Origin of the sequence: Lysinibacillus sp. NPDC096382, assembly GCF_044762845.1 — a bacterium.
GTDB lineage: Bacteria > Bacillota > Bacilli > Bacillales_A > Planococcaceae > Lysinibacillus.
Genome location: NZ_JBIWFC010000009.1, coordinates 101,605 through 122,526, shown reverse-complemented (window position 1 = coordinate 122,526; position 20,922 = coordinate 101,605). Strand labels below are relative to the sequence as shown.

Here is a 20,922-nt window from a genome sequence, read left to right as displayed (position 1 = left end):
TGAGCTTTCAAATTAAAATCATTTAGACTTACGATCATAAGTTTGAAGTAATAAAATAGGTGAAAAGGTATGTGAACATAGTTGTTTTCCATACCTTTTAAGATGAGATGGATTAAAGAATGGTATTTAAATTGGAGGCAGCTTTTCTTTTGGCATTGAAATGAGCCAAATAAAATCATCTTCAATAATAATTTGAATGTCTTGGCCGAGGCTAATTAATTTCTCCGCTTTTAATTGTTTCGTACTTATACCGCGACGTTTGTCCCCGAGAATAACGAAATCTGTATCTTGTGTCACAGTCCCTTGCATAATTCCTCCACAAGATCGTACTCTTTTCGCAGCTTCTGAACGTGTCATCGTGGAAAGGGCCCCTGTAAAAACGATTTGTTTATTATAAAACGGATGCATCAAGCACTCGGATGGATCAGAAAGTAAGATGATTTCTGTGTTGTCCTTATTGTTGTTCATGTTGGTTCTCCTTGATGATTTCAACCTAAATGATAGGTGAGCTTGATTATAATTTGAATAATGACCGGTAACAAAGGAATAGTACTCTACATCAAAACTAGTCATGGAGAATCGTATCATAAGTAAAGGAGGTTGGTAGATGTAATTGATACACGCTAGAGGAAATGTACTTGAAGTACCGTATCGAAAATAGTGCAATTTACTCTAGAAAGTGAAGTATTAAAAGGCTTATTAAAGGAGACGCGCATATTAGACGGTTTCCTTTCTTCTTAAACTTGCGCTTCACTCATGAATGCATGAGTATTATCTTCTGTATCTTTAAAAAATACCATCCATGTTTCTTGTTTGTCCCATTTTTGCTAATACATGTGGTTCGTCGATAAACGTAACATTTTTATTTACTAAATCCTCATAAGTCATGCTCATATTTTCAACTTGAAAATTCGTCTTTTTCTGGCAGGATTAACAAAATACGTAATCCATTACAATCAAAGAATGCCATGCTGTCAGTATTAAATAAAAGTGAAAGCCCTAATGTATAGCTCGATCTAACTCTTTAACTGGAATTCCGATTTGTTTTGAATCCTATTCATTTCCAATGACATTATCCCCTTTCAAATATGAATTTATCTTAAGCTTAGATTACATAGATATTCATTAAATTTTCCGTACATATTTTCTGCACATTTTCCAATACTATATCTAGATTACTTATATCAAATTGGCACGAAGGGAAGAGGCAAAATTGGCTAAGCACTCAGATATGAGCTGGAAACAGGATCATCCAAGCACTTTGTTTGGGAACTCTGTCCAAAAGGCAGAGCGTTTGTTGAAGCATGCAAAGTCACATCCGGAGGAGATAGCGATTGAGCATGCTTTCAATCAAATCGAACATGCAGAAAATGCATTCATGAATGCAAAGCAATTTGGTGAGCATTTGGATACAGTCCAGCAAAATAAAGAATACTTAGAGCAAATCAAGCAGCAATTACACGAAATGCAAGGCAAACAGTAGACAGAGGATATAAAAATAATACAATTAAGCGGCTTAAGCCTAAAAGGACTTGAGCCGCTTAATTGTATTCCTTTTGCTTGTAGTAACTTTACATTTTAGTCGATTATTAGTGCTATATTGCGCAGAAGAGGAAACATAACGTTTTCTTTTCCGATGGATCCTGGGCTGTAATCCAACGAATTGGAATACACTCTCTCCAAAACTGAGCATCTTTCCTGGGAAATATTTTCAGTGTTTTTTTACATTTAATTTAGTTTTTGTATCATTACTAAAAGTTAGGGATGATGTTTATTAAAAACGTATGCCATATAAGTTGATTGGAGTGGAGGCTGGCGACTCCTTGGGGATTAGCGTCACAGATGAGACCCTGGAGCGAGCCTCGCGAGTGAAGCGGCTCATCGGACGCCCCCAGGAAGCTTTGCTCTGTGCGAAAGCGAAGCGGCAGCAACAAAGCGTCCAGTCGGAACGGAAATTAACCCCACGTTATGGTGACGAACCTATTCTTAACACCAAACGATTATTTTATACGGTGTAGTTTGTGCAGGAATACTCCTTGTAGTAGGACCATAAATAACAATTAAGTTTCGATTTGCCGGGCTTTTTGAAAAAGGTTGCCCATTTTTAAGCAAGATAAGTGTATAAGCAGAAAGATTTAGTTGTAATTGACCATCACTACTCACTAATTGATTATTAAAAAAGTCGACTTTGACATTTTGAAAGCTATTTTCCTTTACGACGACGAGGGCTCGATATTGAGGTGGATATATCAAAGGAACAGGTGCATTCCCATCATAATATCCAGTAATCGGATCACCGATTGTTACAATTTCTTGGTTTACAAAATAAGTAGAAGGTGAGACGACAAAATTGATAATGCCCTGAGTACTATCTTCTACCGTCATAAGTTTATAACAGCCTTCCTTTTCCCCATTTTGCCCGATCGGAAAATCATCAATCTGAGTAACGACCCCACGAAATGATTTAAAGTTTACCATTGCTATTCCTTTCTTTATTAAAATCAAAAATTGGTGAAACAAGCTAAAAGAAAACCGACTTTATAATAAGCAGCGTCATTTTAATTTATGTAACATCTCCAATTTGGGTGACAGAATGATTTTATGATCAAAAGGTTAGGTTTCTATATTACATGAATCAATATATACTTAATTTGCAAACTATAAATGTTATATTTCAGAGGAGGGGAGATTATTGAAGTGGATTTCTAAAAATAAGAAGCCCCTTTTACTATTCACCATTATTATTATTTTCATTGCTGGTATACTCGATATCAAATATGAAGGATTATTTTTTCAACTATTACCAGGATCTATTCAAAACTATTTAGCTGATATTTTTAAATAAGTAGGATTAGGAGAAAGAGACTGATCTATTCATAGTTGAAATTGGGTTTATGACTTAATTAGTAACAGCAGTATATTTCTTGTACTAACGATAGATAGTAGTTCTAAAAGAATGATTACTGCTCTTCTGATTTTAATCTGTTGACATGGAGTTAACTCCATCTTTTAAAGTGAAAGTATTAAAAGGATGGGGTGATGTAAATGGATATTATTGTTTATGTATTGATAGGGGTATACGCATTATTAACAGGGATTGCAGGCTTGCATCAATGGAAAGAGAATGGATTTCAAGTACGAACATTCTTATTTGTGGTCATATCTATCAGTATTCTTGTAACAATATTTTTACCAAACAAAGCTCTAGTACTGATGTTACTAATTCTAGAATTTGTTCTGTTACATGTATTAACAGTTGCGGAAGGGTTATTAACAAATAAACAGCTAAGATATAGTCACCATATCGTTCGTTTCATATTCCATTGTATATTACTATTATTGGTTTATAAATTTATAATGTAGTAGGTGATGATCATAAAAATTGGCGAATTTGCTACATGTACGGATCTTAGTAAAGATACGATTCGTTATTACGAAAAAATGGGTTTATTACATCCGGAAATAAAAAACACATATCGTGAGTATAACGAGGAACATATTGAAATCATTAGTGCAATTCGTAAACTAAAACAATGTGGTTTTTCACTTCAAGAAATTAAAATGCTTTTTGAATGGTCGCAAAATACGGATGAAAATGATGAATTGACAGAAGCGGAAATCCAAAACGTTCAACAGCTGAAAATATTATTTCAAAATAAGTATAAACAGATGATTCAAAGAGAAAATGAGATTAAACAAATAAAGCAAGTCTTGCTACGTGCTGATCATAAAATGGAGCAGCTGCTAGAAAAAAATAAAGGTTAGATGGGTGTTCTAATTAGAATAACGACATCATTTTAGAGACAATTAAGATATTCATCTAATTGAACAAAAGAGATCCTGAAAACAAAGGGAACATCATAAAAAAGATAATATTTCATAATTTAACACAGCTAATGGGCTGTGTTTTTTTTATAAAAAGTAAAAGGTTTTCTTGAATAAATCTTGAATATATTGTTGTATTCCAAAGTCCGATTTTTAAGAAGGGTGATGATAGTTTTATGGAAGAATGGAAAATGGCACTGGAAGAGTTTTTAAAAGATTGGAAGAATCGAAATGATGTTGTAGGGGCACTCGTATGTGGGAGCTATATAACAGGAGATCCTTCAAAGCGTTCTGATATAGATGTACATATTATTTTATCTGAAGATGTTGATTGGCGAGAGCGAGGGAATAGGATTATGAATGGTTTTCTTATAGAATATTTCGCTAATCCACCAAAACAAATTCGCAAATACTTTCAACAAGATTTTCAAAACCAAAGAACAATGTCCATGGTTCAATTTATTACAGGAAAGATTTTATTTGATAACACGGGGACGCTTAATGAATTAAAAATCGAAGCGGAATATTGGCTAAACAATGATTATGATGAACTAAATAAAACAGTTTTAGAAATTAAAAAATATTCACTATGGGATTCACTAGATAATTTAAAGGATTGTTTTGAACAACAAAGAGTGGATTTCCCCTTTGTATATTTTAATTCATTAGCTAATTTATTTTCTGAGTACTGTCAGTTTCTAAGGTTAGAAAGCATTCCATACTATCAAGTACATTCTTATCTTATAGATCCAACATATATTAAAAAATATTTAAAAAATGTTTTTCCCGATTCAATATTTAAAGAATTGTTTTTAAAAGCATTATTAGAAGTGAACAAACAAAAGATGATGGAGGCATATGAACAGTTAGTAAACCATGTATTTAATCAGATGGGTGGTTTCAAAATAGATGGTTGGAAAATAAAAAGCCCTGTCGAAAAATAAATAGGATGAGAATTAATTTTTTGGTTAGAATAAAAAAGAAATAATTTTAAGATAACACTAGAAACGATTAAGAATATTCGTTATATTTTTATATGTGGTGGAGCTGGTGCAAAAACAAGACTGGTTCCATATTTTTATGTTATTATATAAATATAATATTAAAAAATCTGCATTATCATATGAAAACGCTAGCCAATTTTAGGTCAATTATTCCATAAAACTTAAATAAAGGTTAGGTTTCTTTGTGGTGGAATAGGAGGTTTTTCTCTTGATTTATTAAGGGGAAGGCTCGAAAAATGCACATAACTCTCATATAGATAGTTGATATTTTAATCTTTATGTAATTATGATACACTGCAATAAGGTAATAATTGATACAGAAAAGGTGTATTCCTAGGCTACTCCTAGGCTTACTGAGACATCTAAGCAGGAGCGCTTTACATCCTTTCTGCAAATCTTAATATATAAGGAAGGTAAAAATGAGTAACAGACAAATTAAATCAGATGTTATCTTAATTGGTGCCGGAATCATGAGTGCGACTTTGGGGACAATGCTCAAAGAATTAGCGCCAGATTGGAAAATTACAGTGTTTGAGCAGCTCGATAAAGCTGGTGAAGAAAGTTCTCACGAATTAAATAATGCGGGAACTGGGCATGCGGCACTTTGTGAGCTTAACTACACTTCAGAGAAAAAAGACGGATCAATCGATATCAGCAAAGCGATTAAAGTTAATGAACAGTTCCAACTTTCAAAACAATTTTGGTCTTATCTTGTGAACAACCAACTGATCAGTAATCCGCAAGACTTCATTATGCCTTTACCTCATATGAGTTTAGTACAAGGTGCAGACAATGTAGAGTTTCTAAAAAAACGTCATGAAACGATGACAAAAAATCCTTTATTCCAAGGTATGGAATTTTCTGATAACCCAGAAACACTAAAGGAATGGATTCCTCTTATTATGGAGGATCGTCCAGCAGATGAAGCGATCGCTGCGACAAAAATTGACACTGGTACAGACGTTAACTTTGGTGCATTAACACGTATGTTATTCGACCACTTAAAAAATAAAGACGTTGACATCAACTACAATCATAGTGTTGAAAGCATGAAACGTACTAGCGATGGTTCATGGGAAGTACGAGTGCATGACAAAAATGGCTGTAAAATGGAATACCATACAGCAAAATTTGTCTTCCTTGGCGCTGGTGGAGGAAGCCTAGAGTTACTACAAAAATCAGGTATTCCTGAAGGGAAACATATTGGTGGATTCCCAATCAGTGGATTATTCTTAGTATGTAAAAACCAAGAAGTTGCTGAACAACATCATGCGAAAGTATACGGAAAAGCTAAAGTTGGTGCTCCACCAATGTCTGTTCCGCATCTTGATACACGTTATATTGATAACAAAAAATCTTTACTATTTGGACCGTTCGCAGGCTTCTCACCTAAGTTCTTAAAAACAGGTTCAAATATGGACTTATTTGCTTCTATAAAACCGCATAATCTTACAACGTTATTAGCGGCAGGCGTTAAAGAAATGGGATTAACAAAATATTTAATCCAACAACTAATGCTATCTAAAGAACAACGTATGGAAGAGCTACGTGATTTCATCCCAAATGCTAAGAGCGATGATTGGGATATTATTGTAGCTGGTCAACGTGTTCAAGTTATTAAAGATACAGAAGCTGGCGGTAAAGGGACACTTCAATTTGGTACGGAAGTTGTAAGTGCTTCTGATGGCTCAATCGCAGCATTACTTGGAGCTTCTCCAGGTGCATCTACTGCTGTACACGTTATGCTTGAGGTAATTAATAAATGTTTCCCTCAACATGTTAACGAGTGGGAGTCAAAAATTAAAGAAATGATCCCATCATACGGCAAGGCATTAGTAGATAATCCAGAGCTTCTTAAAGAAGTTAACGAAACAACAGACGAAGCGCTTCGTTTAAAATAAAATCTGATGTAGAAACAAAGGATGTAGACGATTTGTTTCTACAAAATAAAATAGAGCCTTCATTCTAATTTTGGATGAAAGGTTCTATTTTTTTATTTCTCAAATCCTTGAGGAAGAGTATTTTGCAAAAAAATAAGCTATTATCAGAACGTAAATCACCTTATATTTCACAGCATATGCTTTATCGATTCTCATATACACTTTTGGTAATAAGTTATATCGAGAAATTTTTATCCATATTATCTAATATATTTAAAAAGGCGTTAATTAATGACAAAAGCGCAAAAAATTTATTGACTATGTAAAAGTAAAATAAATAATTAGAAGCACACCTTTTATTTTCAAACTAAAGGTGTGCTTCTAATTTTAAAATTTAAGCTTGGAAAAACAAAATTGGATAGAGCGTTTGATATACATTGAACAAAAGAACAGTAACAAAGAAAATAAGAGCGCTAGGGGAATGCTGAAAGCGATCGGAAGCTCAACACCATTCCAAATGCTCATTTGTATTTGTTCCAAGCCGAATGTTCGCAAAATACCGGCTACCATTGACAGTAATGCACTTAGGATCAGCCCTGCATAGAGGACAGATAATACGAGAAGGGCTAACGAGTAAAAAAAGCCTTGAATGATTTTTATGAATGTCATTCCTTTTCCCTCCGTATAATTTGCTGCACCTTAGCGTTTTTAGCAATCGAATAGCTTTTTGTATAATAAAGTGTTTGTATATGACAACTATCGCCTATTGCTACAATTTCTCCGTCAACAATTTCCGCATCTGTGAAGGAAAGGTGTATTTGTTCTCCTTTAATACATGTACATTTCAGCTTTTTCTTTAGAAAAGATATAGATAACGTATCTTTTTCTACATGTATCACATCTGCAATAAGCTTTCCAATCTCATTTCCACCAGACATTTTTAATTGAAAATGTTTAGCCACTATTTCATTCGCTTTAACAAAACCGACTGCATGAAACTGTTCTGTTTGTAAGCTTTGTTCAATGGTCAACTTTCCAGAACTATTCAACTTTGTTATTCGTCCATTACGCATATTTAAGTTCCCGGCATTTTTAACCTCATTAATTTCACAAAAATCTTTTATAGAGCATGACCCTGTACTATTTAAAATTTGTGCTTCAACGCGGGAATGAAAAGAACTATGGCCTTGAGTAGAGATTTTTTTTACGCGTATTTCTTGATGTAAAGTAACAAATCCACGGATATTTAATTGCTCACAGTCTGCTGCTAAGTCTTTAATAGTGCCATTAGTAAGGGTTACTGTACGTAGTTTTTGAATCACGGATAATCACCTCATGTTAATTTAATTAATATATATTTCAATAATTAAAACATATATTAATTAAAGTATATGTCGCTTTGTTTTGTCAAGAACAAAAATCTCGCCATGAACTTTTTATGTACTTTCTGGGCAATAAAAAAAGGATTTCAATTTCATGAAATCCTAAAAAATTTTATTCATTAACTGATTAACCTCACGCAATATTTTTGCCATGTCTATCAGTTTTTCCTGTGGAAACTTTAAAAATAAGTCTTGAACCTTTAATTCACCGCTATTAGTTAATACCATTTTTACAACACGACGATCTTCTTGCTCTCTTATCCGCTCTATTAATTCTAACTTTTCCAGTTTATCACACATCGATGTAACGGCTCCTGGTGTCACACTAAAGAACTCAGCAATTTCTGTTGCCTTCATACCACTATTAGTTTTTAGTTGAAGTAGGAGGACCAGTTGGTTTTGAGATAATGATTCTCCCTCAGATAAGAGATTTACAAACATTTTTGATTTATGCTGTATTTCAAGCATCTCTTTCATAATCATTTCTACATTGTGCAATTGCTCATTTTTTGACATAGTATCACTGCCCATTAAAATATTTAGTAACTAAATTATATAGCAAATGAATTATGTGGGCTACTTACAATCGTTGCTATTGACTATATCGATAACTTCGATGGCTCAACTTATATCCAGGGCATATGAAAAAGAATTGATTAAAGTACGCTCTTATTAAACAAATAGGGCAGATTAACTTCATAAATAACCCTTATTGAATGAATGCCCCCGTTAATAATTTGAATGGATCCAAGATTATGAAATTAACACAATTACATTTATTTTATAAACGTATCGCACATCCACTTATAAAATTTTTCCTTCTCTTCAAATTGTGGATAATGAGCTGATTGTTCAAAGGCAATAAATTCCTTTTTATCGGCTTCAATCATATCAAAGTATTTTTTTGCTGCATTAGATGAAGTTTGATAATCATATTTACCCATAACAAAATAGCATGGTAATTCAAGTTTTTTTACTTTAGTAGATATAGAATTTTCCATTGCTTCCTCTAATAGAGTTTTTTGAGAATAGGATAGCCCATAGTTGTAACGAATCACATCTAATAAGTTATACTCACGACTGAATAACATATTTATGATATTCCCATCAGGGATATCAATAAGTCTTGAAGCTCCACCATATTTTGCAATATACTTCCGTGGAGTATACATCTCGCCATTTTCAACTTGTTTAGTTAACCCTTGTAAATATAGAACATCCTCTGTATTACCATCGGATTCAGCTTGCTGAATAACGTAATTCAAACCGTCAATCTCGCTTCCTACTGTATCACTCATCTGTCCAATTCCAACATATGCTGTAAATTTTTCAGGAACTTTAGAGGCAGCTTGCGTTGCAATATACGTACCATAAGAATGGCCAATTAATATTACTTTTTCTTTGCCAAGACGATCTGATATATAATCCGTCAAGGCCAATAAGTCATCTACGAGTAAGTCTGATGAAAGATTAGAATAATCCTCAAAAAAATGATATGATTTTCCGCTTGCTCTTTGGTCGTAATTCACGACCGTAAAATTGTTTTCCAATAAGTTTTGATACTTACTGGCATACGGTATTTCTGAACATCCAGGCCCTCCATGGACAAAAATAATAACAGGATTATCCTTATCTTTGCCACGTATCATAACTTCATGATTACTTCCATTTATCTTTACTTGCTCTAATGCACTTACACTGTTATTACCTTTAATATGGGAAGTCCATGTAGGGAATAAAAGCGCTGTTATGATTAATACGATGGTAATTATTCCAGTATATTTTATAAACTTCATTATCTTTTTCATCTATTTCCCCCTGCGAACATGAAGTATAATCGGAATTTTTAGACTCTTTTAGGGAGAGTTATTGAATTGTATATTTTTCTTTTATAAACATAAAAGTACATGCTAAGGGGCCACCATAGGACTATAAAAATTGGGTAAATCGCCCATATTACGCCTGGTGAAGAGACAATATTTACTGTAATAAAAAAGATACTGATAAGAATTGTAGCGGTAACAGAGAAGGCTACAAACGTTTTTCTTTGTGCGTGGTATAAAGCTAAAGGCCACCAAATTACTAAAAATGATGGATAGATCGCCCAAGGGTATGGATGAGATAAAATAATATTTAATAAGGAGTAATAAATAATGGTACTTGCACAGCCTATTAGTGCAATTTTTAATGTTTTTGCTTTTTCCTCTAAATACATAAGAATAGGCCACCAGATAATTGGATAAATCGCATAAATGAACCATATATAATCGGGTGAGTATAAATAATTTTCAATGATTAGAAAAGCAATAATCATGGCACTACAAACAAGAGAATATTGTTTATACATTCTTTTAGACATGAAAAATAAAGTTATAGGCCATAGCAAAACTAAAAAGCACGGGTACATAAACCAAATCGTCTGAGGTGAAGTCGTATAATTGACGATTCCTAAAAAAATCATTGTCATCAAACTACCAACAATCGAAAAGCTAATAAGGTTCTTCATGTTTTATTCCCTCCATTTCTTACGTGACCAAACGAAGTACATAGATAATGGCCACCATAATATTGCGAAGATTGGATAGATTGCCCAAATTGTATTTGGTGTATAGTAAAGATTAATAAAAATAAAAAATGCAATAATTAAGCCACTACCCCATATAGAGAATTCTAAATTTAATTTAGACATGTTTTTCTTTTCGGGCTCCTTAACACCTAATTCCTTTTTTAAATCCTCGATATCCCCAAACTCCACGATGGCTTTGTTGATGGCATCCTCTTGTTCTTTCCCTTGATCCATTAAATAAAATACTTTTTCTTCAAGGTTTTGAATGATTTCTTGTTTCACCATCTCTGTTTCTTTATTACGAGGAATGTCTTTAAAAAGCTCATCAATATGATTTTTTATCTTTTTCATTCTAAGCCCTCCATAAATAAGTCGATAATTTCTTTTACTTCCGACCACTCTTTTACTAGCTCATTTAAATAAGCTTTACCTAACGGGGTAATACGGTAATACTTTCTTTTGCCTCCGTGTGAAACATCACCATAATAGGCTTCAATAATTTCCTTTTTCTCAAGACGTTGAAAAACTGCGTATAAAGTTGCTTCTTTAATTTGAAATCGATTATTTGTGCGGATACTTATTTCCTGAGAAATTTCATAACCATAACGGTCTTTCTCTAAAATTAACCTTAAAATAATGGAATCCAAGTGTCCGCGGATGATGTCACTTCGAACCATAAGTCACCTACTTAATTTTTATTGCTCTATCTGTTAGAGTAATATTAGCAAACATTACTCTGCCTGTCAAAGTAATTTTTCCAAATACGTCCATATTTTCACCAAGGTGTAATTATTAGAGGTCAAAAAATCCCCTTTTACATCAGAAGTAAAAGGGGATTGGGGATATTTATTTAGCATTGAACGGCTCTTTTTATTACATATACAATGCTGCAAGGAATATACCTAATGTTTCTTCATAGATGTCGTCGAATTGGCTAAGCGGAAGTGGATTTGTACCACTACCTAACTCAACTGTAAAGCCAGGTCTACGCCAATCCTGAATAAACCAATCTTTATAGCCCGCATAACTGCCTGCTGAATTAATAGGCTCGTAGCCACTGACCCGGCTAAACTCATTAACAAGGATTTCTGACTCTGGTGGTTCGAGATTTTCAAAACCCCAATAAATCACCCTACCTTGTGTATGAAACGCAAGAACTCTGGCAAAATCGCGTTTCTTTGTTAAGTCAGCCATAGCAATGGCCTCAGGCTCGGACAAAGGTCGTTGTCCGCCAAAATCTCTTGGCCCAGGTATTTTTGGATTTCGTGCACGTTCGAGTTCCCATTCTGCAGGAAACTGATCGTTCAAATCGACACCATTTATATTAGCCTTCCAACCTGAGAAATCGGTGCTATCGTTATTCATAGTAAGAAGCTGATTTCTTAATACTTCGTCATTAGGTGGCCCTTGTAATACTAAATCGACACCATCGGGATTGACCATCGGAACTATAGATAGGATTGTTTGCTGGTAAAGTGGTAATGGAGATAAACCGCGAATTGTACTTTGATTGGTGAGAGAGAGTAGATAGTCGTTTATAAAAGTTAAAATAATCGAAGTCGTAATCCATTCATTCGCATGAAAGGAGCCGTTATAATGGACACGCTTAGTTCCGTTCCCGATGAGAAGCTCTGGGATTTCATGTTGTAAAATAGAATGTCCAATAGTAGAGCTTTGTAGAAATGGATAAGCATCGAGAAGCTTTTTGATATCATTCATCATAATCGTGTAAGTATAATTTTGTTTACCATTGACGAGCCTCCATGTGATTCGTTGGGGAATGTGGATTGTCTGTCCAATGTGTAATTGATTTGGATTAAGCCCGGGGTTGACAAGCAAGATGGCTCCTAATGGGAGATTTCTGCTTTGGGCTATTTGCCAAAAACTATCTCCTTGTTTTACTTGATAATTGACCGTAACAAATCCCGGAATTCGAATGCGCTGTCCAACCCTTAAAAATTGAGAATTAATATTTCGGTTCGAATCTTTAATTAGTTGAAGAGGTATTTTAAACACTTCACTGAAACGCCAAAGAGAATCCCCTGGTCTTACGTAAATGTCCACAATTATTCTCTCCTTAATTTAAAGTAGTCCAATATAAAATGTATATGAAAAAAATAGGGGACTTATTAACTTTAAATGAGTAGATTTTGTTAAGTATTTGTCGGAAAGATATTAATCGGCTTTGTCATATAATCTACTCCTCCGATATCGAGTGCTTCCGCGAGCTTAACTGTAAATAATCAAAAACTCATAGGCAGATGAGAAACACAGTTATCCTAACCTGCATATTTTAATACTTTTTCTAGATTGACCTGATTGTCACCTACAAGAAGAATGGTCATAATTATTCCCCTTATTCTGTTTGAATTAGTGCAGGAATGTATGAACGTTATTATTATACAAAAAATTGGGGAATAACGGTATTTTAAGGAGAATGTAGGTGGAAAATAGATGAATAAGTAAAGAGCTAACAAGAAAGAGTCAGCTCTCAAAACTTATAGTTCTTTTCAAATCCTAGCCTTTTTAAAGCCATTATAAATATCAAATGCATTTGCAATGATGGCAATAGCAATGCTTACGAATAATATTCGGTCTATAGCAAACAAAATCTTAGCAGAGGTCGTTCCCGTAATTGCAGCAATATAAGGTACGGCTGGACTGTGTATAAGATCAGGGTGAATAGCCATAAGGATAAAAACAATGACTCCTGTACATTGAAGAAGTGCATTAGTTACGGCGACTAACATTGTCCATTGACCAGTTTTCCATTTCCATAATGTTAAAGCTACACTTAAAATGATACAACATAAAACGATTGGAGCGAAGGACAGTAAGACATTCTGATTGAATATAGGCATAACAAATTTCAACCCGCCTTTATTGTAAGAAGTATAAATTCCTAACAGGTGATTAGCATTGAAATAGGCAAAGGAGAAAATAGCAATACCTAAGAAGCTTAAAATATTATCATTAAGTGAAATCGTTTTTTCTTTAGGGATTATTTTAACTTTTGCTAAATTATCCGGTGTCCATTCTGGATGATTTTTTATAAGGGGCATTCGAACGTTTTTTCCTTCAGAACGTTCGATGACAATGAAAGCAACTGTAATCCAGAACAGTACGTAGATGATTACTGAAATAATATGAGAGATAGTGATAGAAATAGTTTTAATAATAGCAGTCAGGAGTGCACCTTCTCCGTTATAGAGCACAATACTTTCTATCATCTGTACAATAATTGTAAGTAAAATTGCCCAAGGAATAACTAATTTTATTGTCCTAATATAAGTGTCAAACACTTCTGGACCAATTATAAATCGTGGCGTTTTTTGATAGCTTGCTGCAACTTCTACAGGATTACCGAGTTTTTTTAGAACTTCCTTTATATTTGATTCTGAGTAATCTTCAGATAACATATCTTCAATAGTAGATTTTAGTTCTAGACGGGTTTTATCACGCTTATCCTTGCTTATCCTTTTAGTTACTTCATGAATATATGCATCAATCAGATTCACTCTTTCCGTCTCCCTTCAATAATTCAATCCATTCCTTTTTAGTTAAGTCATATGTGTGCGCAACACATCGTATTTCCGGGCTTTACCTTTAGTTGTATCCCACTTTGTAATCACTTCTTGATGCCCTAATCAACGAGCCAACGAGAGTAATGTATTTTAGTTACTACCAACTTGCTTGAGAAGTTGAATAAGGGTGTAGCTATAAAACATTGTATGCAAAAACAACAAGCACTAAATGTTCCGCCTCATGCTTCCTTTCTGTAAATAAGGAGCCCACCGAGTACTATTTGCATGTGGTAATATATGTTATTATCGAGGGTTGAAATTCATGTGAAAAAAATTATGAAAAGAGCGTGCCTTAAAATAATTTAGTGTAGGATGGGGATGTATATGAAAGTCGTTGAAAAATTATTGAAGGAAGAGGATTTTATACATTTTGTTGATATTGTGGTTGGTGCTTATCCAGGAAGGATGAGTAGTTTACAACCAACAAAAGAGCAGCTAAAGGCGCTTTTTATGCACAATCAAAACAATGACAAAGCTATTCATTATTATGGGCTATGGGAAGATAACAAACTAATTGGTGGCATGCGACTCCATGATTTTGAAATGAATCTCTTCTCTAAAATGATTCCAATCGGGGGAGTAGGACTAGTTGCAGTTGATTTACTCCGTAAAAAAGAAAAGGTTGCCAAAGAATTAATCGATCATTTTTTTAAGGTTTTTTTAGAGAAAAATGTTCATTTTGTTGCGTTATATCCGTTTAGACCTGACTTTTATAAAAAAATGGGCTTTGGATACGGACCGAAAATGCATCAATATTCAGTGGAACCATCAAGCTTTCCGAAAGGGGCAACAAAAAAACATCTTACTTTTTTAACAGCACAGGATCAGCATAAATTAGCCGATTGCTATAGAAGAGTTGCATTAAGAAAGCATGGTATGTTTTTAAAAACAGAATCGGAGCTCGCATCAATTTTTAATAACCCTCAAAACTATATTATTGCTGTTGAAAAGGGAGACTCAATACAAGGTTATATGGTATTTTCCTTCAATAAGCAAAGTGAAACGAATTTTTTACTTAATAATCTAGTCATTAAAGAATGGATCTATGAGACATCAGAGGCTCTATTAGAGTTCAGTACATTTTTAAATAGTCAGGTGGATCAAGTGAACCGTATTGAATGGAACACACAAGAAGAAAATATTCACTTCTTTTTAGGAGATATACGTAATGGAACAAATCATTTAATCCCAAGTGTCTATCATGCAAGTGCTGTTTCTGGTGTTGGTTTAATGTATCGCATTATTAATGTTCGAGGTTTTTTTGAGGAGCTTACAACACATAATTTTAATGGTCAAACATTAACATTTAAGTTAACTGTGAAAGATTCGTTATTGGCTGAAAATAATCAGCAAATTGTTATCGAGGCTATTGATGGTAATATAAAAATTTCTACTAGTACTAACTATGATGTAGAAATGGTGATCGATATCGCAGAGCTTTCTTCTCTTGTCATAGGAGTTGTGACAGTACAAGAATTATTTATGCTCAGCAAGGTGAAGATTAGCGATGGACAGTACGTACAGTCATTGCACCATTTCTTCTTTGTCCTTGATAAACCAACTTGCATTACAGCATTTTAGGAAAATTATATAGGATAAAGTTATTGTTCTTTTTTCATAAAGAGTGATGAGCGTACAGGCCGTTCCAGCGGCGTAATATTAATAATAAAATAGCTTACAATTAATATTAAAATAATAAGTGAATAAATTAAGGTGTTAATGGGATGATCATGTTCCACGATAATTAATCGAATCATGGCTGTAATCCCTATATAAATAAAGTACCTTAGTGGAAAATGATAATTCTCTTTAAAATATTTAATAATCATAGTGATAAATTCAAAATACAAAAAGAAAATAAGAATATTAGCAAGAAAAAGCTTATAGTCTCCACCCTCGTTATTGAAAATGGAAATTTTAAAAAAATGGATGAGCTCTTTGCTAAGTAAGAAGGATAAAATGAGCGCTAGAAGTACAAGGCATATATTTAGAAATGATTGTAAAATCTTAGGTATAGCCTTTGTTAATTGTAAAAAAGTCGAGTCCTTATGGCTCATCGAATTCCTCCAATCTTATAAATCGTTTTTTATGAATATAACATTTCACCGTAAATATAATAGTGTATATTTGTAAAGTTTTGGTATATTTTCGCGAAAGAAAGTTTTCAAAATAAATTAGCTGTATGCTAAAATAGATGTGCATGAATATAAAATTTAAAAGGGGTTTTAAAAATGGCTAAAGCAGCAAAAACAGGAAAAATTACACCAGAGCGTTTAGAAGAAGCATTAAACGTACGTGATCGTCTTATTATCGAGTTACTAGTACAAGTACTTGATGAAAAGCTTGTAATTGAACGTCCAGTATTACGTGAGCGTGTAGCAAACCTTGTAGACCTTTCTGATCATGATGAAGAATTAAAAGAAACGATCCACGCTGTTATTAACAAACTATAATCTAAAGGGAGATGCTACACTTCATTGGTAGCATTTTTTCTTTTGCCAAAAAGATATGTTTTCAACAAAAGAATCGGTCAATCAAGAGCCGAGAACGCTCGGGTAGTACGGAAAATTGATCAGATAAGAGCAAAAATTGCTCAGTATTTTTGCCCAGGAGAAACGGAACCAACAAAAAACCCAAACAAGAATTTATTCCATTCTTGTTTGGGTTCTTCTAGTTTTTAGTATACTTTATCTCCATTAAAAATAGAGTTTTTCACAATTACATAATCTACATTTCGAATGGCATCAAGTTTATTGCCGCCTGCATAGGAAATAGATGATTGAAGGTCTTGTTGCATTTCAATTAACGTATCTTTGATGCTGCCTTTATGTTCAACAAACATCTTTTTACCTTCAACATTTTTACGTTCGCCTTTTTGGAATTCAGAAGCGGATCCAAAGTATTCCTTCACAGTTTTACCGTCGATTTCGATTGTTTCGCCAGGGGACTCTTCATGACCTGCAAATAATGAGCCAATCATCACCATTGAAGCACCAAAGCGAACCGATTTTGCAATATCACCATGTGTACGAATACCGCCATCAGCAATAATAGGCTTCGTTGCGGCTTTTGCACACCAGCGAAGTGCGGCAAGCTGCCAACCACCTGTACCAAAACCAGTTTTGATTTTAGTAATACATACTTTACCTGGTCCAATACCAACTTTTGTTGCATCTGCACCAGCGTTTTCAAGTTCACGTACCGCTTCAGGTGTACCTACATTACCGGCAATAACAAAGCTATTTGGTAGAAGTTTTTTGATATGTTGAATCATACGAATGACAGCATTTGAATGACCATGTGCAATATCGATTGTAATAAATTCAGGCACTAAATTAGCAGCTGCTAATTCTTCAATAAAAGGATATTCCTCATTTTTTACACCAACACTAATGGATGCGATTAATCCACGATCTTGCATATCTTTAATGAAATTGATACGTGTCTCAGGGTTAAAACGGTGCATGATATAAAAGTAACCGTTTTCAGCAAGCTTCACAGCAAGACTTTCGTCGATAATTGTTTGCATGTTTGCTGGTACAACAGGAAGTTTAAATATATGACCACCTAAAGTAACAGAAGTATCACATTCTGAGCGACTTTCTACTATACATTTTGCGGGAATTAGCTGAATATCTTCATAGTCAAATACATTATCCATTATAAACACTCCTAAAATACGAATATTTTTTAAGTTTTGATTTAAATCGTTCGTCATTTGGTAATTTACATTATTTTTGAGTAAATGTCAAAGCTTTTATCTAAATAAATAAAAAGTTAGCAGGAAAGAACGGGAATTAACCGAAATATAAAGATATACTATTTTTTGTTATAGATGGATAAGCGTAATGTTTCAAAAGAAAGTACTTAGCAAAAATCCTGCAATATTTGTAGGAAAGCAAGATTATTGATCGGCTTATCTAAAATTTGTATTACTATTTGCTATCCATGTAAAATAGAATTGTTTCGAAAAATGACAAAGGGAGTGTTGGAAATGGCAGTAGAAGTCTATTTAATTTTTAATGGAAATTGTCGAGAGGCTGTATCTTTTTATGAGAAAGTTTTTAATGCGAACAAGCCTGAAATTATGACATTTGGAGATTCACCTCAAAATCCAAATTATCCATTACCAGAGGAAGCAAAAGATCTTGTGATGCATACGCGACTTTCGATTTTTGGTAGTACAGTAATGTTCTCAGATACATTCCCGGGCAATCCATTCACGACTGGGAACAATGTAACATTAGCCGTTGTCTCAGACGATGAGACGCAGATGCGAAAAGCTTTTGACGGTCTTAAAGAGGGTGGCGAGGTTAAAATGGAGCTACAAGAAACGTTTTGGAGTAAATGTTACGGTTCCCTTACTGATAAATTCGGTATTGAATGGCAATTTAGTTATGAGGAAAATAAATAAAGAGCAATGAGTATTTACTAAAAAGTAGTTAATATTGAACAGCACGATGTTTGGAAAATCTCCATTAACATCGTGCTGTTCTTTTTAGTATTTAAAACGATTTACATAGCTTTGTAATTCATCAGCCATATCGAGAAGTGCTTTTGAGGCTGCAGCCATTTCCTGCATCGAGGACAACGTTTGTTCAGTTGAAGCGGCAACTTCCTCTGACGCTGCTGTATTTAGTTTTGCATGATCTGTTAGCTCGATAGCAGTTGCAGAAACTTCTTCGACTACTGCTGACATCTCTTGAGCGGAAGCAGATATATCCTCCATTTTCGGAGCAATATCGTGTAGACTCTTAATAATGTTGGTGAATTTTTTACTTGTATCTTCTGTTAGCTGTAAACCATCCTGGACATCCGCTGAAGCCTTAATCATTGTTTGAACAGATTTAGCCGTATCTTGCTGAATGCCTGTAATTAGGGCAGAAATTTGCTCGGCTGATTGATGAGATTGCTCTGCTAACTTGCGCACTTCATCGGCAACTACTGCAAAGCCTCTCCCATGCTCTCCAGCTCGTGCTGCCTCAATAGCAGCATTAAGTGCAAGCAGATTTGTTTGATCTGAAATAGCACTAATAATTTCTAAAATAGACCCGATTTCTTTTGTTCGATCATAGAGTGATTTAATCATTGTATCTGATTGTGCCACAGATTCATGAATAGAAACCATTTGATTCACAGTTTGATCTACCGCTTGCCCGCCTTCATCGGCCAATTTTATAGCATGGCTAGATAAATCTGAAACTTGCATAGAGCTATCGGCGACCTCGACGACTCCTTTTGCGATTTCTTCAATAGAAACAGCATTCTGGTCAATACCTGTTGTTTGTTTTTCTGTATTAATAGCAACCTGTTGCATAGCTTTTGTAACTTGCTCTGAAGCAGCTATATTTTGTTCGGCATTCGCAGATAATCCATGCGCCGAAGTCTGTACTTGTTGGGAGCTTTGATCAACGTTGCGAATAAGTTTTTTTAAGCTAACCTTCATTGCGATAAAGGCCTCCCCTAGCTGTCCAACCTCATCTTTAGAATGAATGTCAATAAACTCTGTTAAATCGCCCTCACTAATTTTTATAGCGCTTTGTTTAAGTCGATTGATCGGATTAACGATCGATTTTATCATGAATAGCATAAAAATAATGCCAACAATAATAGAAATAGCGATGATTATTAAGTTGATATTAAAGGTCGAAGCTGCGGCTTCTGCAGCCTCGGCTGTAAACATTGTACCAACAACTTTCCAACCTGTTAGCTTATTTGTAACAAATTGTAGCTGACGATCTTTTTCAATAATGTTACCACTATCTTGTTCATAGATTTTAGTAATATAGCTTTCTGCTGCTTCAGAACCACTTTCTTTATCTGATTGGGCAATATAAATTTTATTGCTATCTAAAAGTGAAGCAAAGCCAGTTTCTCCAATGCGTATATCATTCGTAATGGTACTTAGTGTAGAAATATTTAAATCTAACCCTATTACTCCTGAGCCATCTGGTAAAGCTTGAGTAATCGTAAGAACGATATCACCTGTTGACTGTGTAATGTATGGCGCTGTAATAGACACTTGGTTTTTGTTATCTAAAGCTTGTTTATACCAAGGTCTCGTACGAGGATCAAACCCACTAGGGTATTTTTGTGCAGGCTCATCTAGTAGTCTGCCATCAGAGGTTCCAATATAAATCAGCTCTACCTCTGGATGCATGTTGACATATTCGTGGAAAAGAGATTTAAGTTCTGAAATTTTACCTTCTTGTAAATAAGATTGATTGAGCTTTTTTGAAAAATATTGAACGTCCTTCACTCTTGGCTCAATCGTGTTGGTAATATTCGTATTAAGCATACGCACACTTTCGGTTGCGCTTGCTTGTTGTTCTTCTGAAATTTGCTTTCCAGCACTTTGGTAAGACACAATTCCAATTAACAGTGTTGGGATGATAAGCATTGCTAAAAATGAAAAAATGAGCTTTTTTCTTAAACTTAGTTGTTTCACTTGAATTATCCTCACTATAATATTGTATTTTAAAACTTATGTAATATCGCCCTTCGTGACCAACCTCCTACTATCCTAAGAGGTACATCGGATAATCGACACCCTACGTTATGGTAAAAGTATATACTTTACCGATTAAGGCAAATAATAGACGACTAGGCTCATTTTATCAAAAATAAAATAAAAGTTAAGTATTTTGTTATAACTGTTCATTAAAAAACTAATATTTTGAA

General features: G+C 34.2%; 23 protein-coding genes and 1 pseudogene. 9 read left to right on the top strand and 15 right to left on the bottom strand.

Annotated features, from left to right (window positions below):
* Nucleotides 1–126 precede the first annotated feature (126 nt).
* Together ACIQZA_RS14345 and ACIQZA_RS14340 are read right to left on the bottom strand one after the other, a co-directional pair.
* Nucleotides 127–468 carry a BRCT domain-containing protein gene (locus ACIQZA_RS14345; RefSeq protein ID WP_142510052.1) on the bottom strand — a complete coding sequence of 114 codons (342 nt, stop codon included), beginning with the start codon at nt 466–468 and terminating at the stop codon, nt 127–129.
* A 269-nt stretch (nt 469–737) separates the two neighbouring features.
* Nucleotides 738–1,041: pseudogene (locus ACIQZA_RS14340) on the bottom strand (VOC family protein).
* Nucleotides 1,042–1,213: 172 nt separating this feature from the next.
* Here ACIQZA_RS14340 and ACIQZA_RS14335 point away from each other — a divergent pair.
* A complete protein-coding gene (locus ACIQZA_RS14335) occupies nt 1,214–1,483 on the top strand; it encodes a hypothetical protein (protein ID WP_142510053.1) in 270 nt (89 codons plus the stop codon).
* Nucleotides 1,484–1,986: 503 nt separating this feature from the next.
* Here the strand turns inward: ACIQZA_RS14335 and ACIQZA_RS14330 are convergent.
* On the bottom strand, nt 1,987–2,478 hold the full coding sequence (locus ACIQZA_RS14330) for a hypothetical protein (protein WP_402881993.1): 492 nt from the start codon (nt 2,476–2,478) through the stop codon (nt 1,987–1,989).
* 214 nt (nt 2,479–2,692) lie between these two features.
* On the opposite strand from ACIQZA_RS14330, the gene ACIQZA_RS14325 reads away from it, so the two are divergent.
* From ACIQZA_RS14325 to ACIQZA_RS14305, 5 genes are all read left to right on the top strand, one after another.
* On the top strand, nt 2,693–2,845 hold the full coding sequence (locus ACIQZA_RS14325; protein ID WP_185903528.1) for a hypothetical protein: 153 nt from the start codon (nt 2,693–2,695) through the stop codon (nt 2,843–2,845).
* Nucleotides 2,846–3,045: 200 nt separating this feature from the next.
* Nucleotides 3,046–3,363, top strand: coding sequence for a hypothetical protein (locus ACIQZA_RS14320; protein ID WP_400937529.1), 318 nt, complete (start codon nt 3,046–3,048; stop codon nt 3,361–3,363).
* Between the two features lie 6 nt (nt 3,364–3,369).
* Entirely contained in the window at nt 3,370–3,765 is a 396-nt protein-coding gene (locus tag ACIQZA_RS14315; RefSeq protein WP_400937531.1) for a MerR family transcriptional regulator, read from the top strand.
* 236 nt (nt 3,766–4,001) lie between these two features.
* Nucleotides 4,002–4,769, top strand: a complete 768-nt coding sequence (locus ACIQZA_RS14310) for a nucleotidyltransferase domain-containing protein (protein ID WP_400937534.1) — start codon at nt 4,002–4,004, stop codon at nt 4,767–4,769.
* 479 nt (nt 4,770–5,248) lie between these two features.
* Nucleotides 5,249–6,730 carry a malate:quinone oxidoreductase gene (locus ACIQZA_RS14305; protein ID WP_400937536.1) on the top strand — a complete coding sequence of 494 codons (1,482 nt, stop codon included), beginning with the start codon at nt 5,249–5,251 and terminating at the stop codon, nt 6,728–6,730.
* Between the two features lie 366 nt (nt 6,731–7,096).
* Here ACIQZA_RS14305 and ACIQZA_RS14300 read toward each other — a convergent pair whose 3' ends face one another.
* The 9 genes from ACIQZA_RS14300 to ACIQZA_RS14260 all read right to left on the bottom strand — a co-directional run bounded on the left by ACIQZA_RS14300 (nt 7,097) and on the right by ACIQZA_RS14260 (nt 14,175).
* Nucleotides 7,097–7,378 carry a hypothetical protein gene (locus tag ACIQZA_RS14300; protein ID WP_142510059.1) on the bottom strand — a complete coding sequence of 94 codons (282 nt, stop codon included), beginning with the start codon at nt 7,376–7,378 and terminating at the stop codon, nt 7,097–7,099.
* Nucleotides 7,375–8,031, bottom strand: a complete 657-nt coding sequence (locus ACIQZA_RS14295; protein WP_402881990.1) for a hypothetical protein — start codon at nt 8,029–8,031, stop codon at nt 7,375–7,377. The genes ACIQZA_RS14300 and ACIQZA_RS14295 overlap by 4 nt, the downstream gene beginning before the upstream one ends.
* 162 nt (nt 8,032–8,193) lie before the next feature.
* Nucleotides 8,194–8,607, bottom strand: coding sequence for a MarR family transcriptional regulator (locus tag ACIQZA_RS14290; RefSeq protein WP_400937544.1), 414 nt, complete (start codon nt 8,605–8,607; stop codon nt 8,194–8,196).
* A 260-nt stretch (nt 8,608–8,867) separates the two neighbouring features.
* Nucleotides 8,868–9,899, bottom strand: a complete 1,032-nt coding sequence (locus ACIQZA_RS14285; protein WP_402881987.1) for an alpha/beta fold hydrolase — start codon at nt 9,897–9,899, stop codon at nt 8,868–8,870.
* Between the two features lie 38 nt (nt 9,900–9,937).
* Nucleotides 9,938–10,597, bottom strand: coding sequence for a hypothetical protein (locus tag ACIQZA_RS14280; protein ID WP_400937550.1), 660 nt, complete (start codon nt 10,595–10,597; stop codon nt 9,938–9,940).
* Nucleotides 10,598–10,600: 3 nt separating this feature from the next.
* Nucleotides 10,601–11,008 (bottom strand): permease prefix domain 1-containing protein, encoded by a 408-nt coding sequence (locus tag ACIQZA_RS14275; protein WP_400937552.1) that lies wholly within the window; start codon nt 11,006–11,008, stop codon nt 10,601–10,603.
* Nucleotides 11,005–11,334 carry a PadR family transcriptional regulator gene (locus ACIQZA_RS14270; RefSeq protein WP_053482886.1) on the bottom strand — a complete coding sequence of 110 codons (330 nt, stop codon included), beginning with the start codon at nt 11,332–11,334 and terminating at the stop codon, nt 11,005–11,007. Before ACIQZA_RS14270 ends, ACIQZA_RS14275 begins: the two co-directional genes overlap by 4 nt.
* 196 nt (nt 11,335–11,530) lie before the next feature.
* Nucleotides 11,531–12,721, bottom strand: coding sequence for a M14 family metallopeptidase (locus ACIQZA_RS14265; protein ID WP_402881985.1), 1,191 nt, complete (start codon nt 12,719–12,721; stop codon nt 11,531–11,533).
* Between the two features lie 446 nt (nt 12,722–13,167).
* Nucleotides 13,168–14,175 carry an HAAS signaling domain-containing protein gene (locus tag ACIQZA_RS14260; protein WP_402881982.1) on the bottom strand — a complete coding sequence of 336 codons (1,008 nt, stop codon included), beginning with the start codon at nt 14,173–14,175 and terminating at the stop codon, nt 13,168–13,170.
* 390 nt (nt 14,176–14,565) lie between these two features.
* Here ACIQZA_RS14260 and ACIQZA_RS14255 point away from each other — a divergent pair, with 390 nt between their 5' ends.
* Entirely contained in the window at nt 14,566–15,822 is a 1,257-nt protein-coding gene (locus ACIQZA_RS14255; protein WP_402881980.1) for a GNAT family N-acetyltransferase, read from the top strand.
* A 20-nt stretch (nt 15,823–15,842) separates the two neighbouring features.
* On the opposite strand, the gene psiE is transcribed toward ACIQZA_RS14255, so the two are convergent.
* Entirely contained in the window at nt 15,843–16,298 is a 456-nt protein-coding gene (gene psiE / locus ACIQZA_RS14250) for a phosphate-starvation-inducible protein PsiE (protein WP_400937560.1), read from the bottom strand.
* 174 nt (nt 16,299–16,472) lie between these two features.
* Here psiE and ACIQZA_RS14245 point away from each other — a divergent pair, with 174 nt between their 5' ends.
* Nucleotides 16,473–16,694 carry a phosphate-starvation-inducible protein PsiE gene (locus ACIQZA_RS14245; RefSeq protein WP_068985751.1) on the top strand — a complete coding sequence of 74 codons (222 nt, stop codon included), beginning with the start codon at nt 16,473–16,475 and terminating at the stop codon, nt 16,692–16,694.
* 224 nt (nt 16,695–16,918) lie between these two features.
* Here the strand turns inward: ACIQZA_RS14245 and guaC are convergent, their stop codons facing one another.
* Nucleotides 16,919–17,902 carry a GMP reductase gene (gene guaC / locus ACIQZA_RS14240; RefSeq protein ID WP_400937563.1) on the bottom strand — a complete coding sequence of 328 codons (984 nt, stop codon included), beginning with the start codon at nt 17,900–17,902 and terminating at the stop codon, nt 16,919–16,921.
* A 333-nt stretch (nt 17,903–18,235) separates the two neighbouring features.
* Between guaC and ACIQZA_RS14235 the strand changes: the two genes are divergently transcribed.
* Nucleotides 18,236–18,655, top strand: coding sequence for a VOC family protein (locus tag ACIQZA_RS14235; protein WP_400937565.1), 420 nt, complete (start codon nt 18,236–18,238; stop codon nt 18,653–18,655).
* A gap of 84 nt (nt 18,656–18,739) precedes the next feature.
* Here the strand turns inward: ACIQZA_RS14235 and ACIQZA_RS14230 are convergent, their stop codons facing one another.
* Entirely contained in the window at nt 18,740–20,689 is a 1,950-nt protein-coding gene (locus ACIQZA_RS14230; protein WP_400937568.1) for a methyl-accepting chemotaxis protein, read from the bottom strand.
* Nucleotides 20,690–20,922 lie beyond the last annotated feature (233 nt).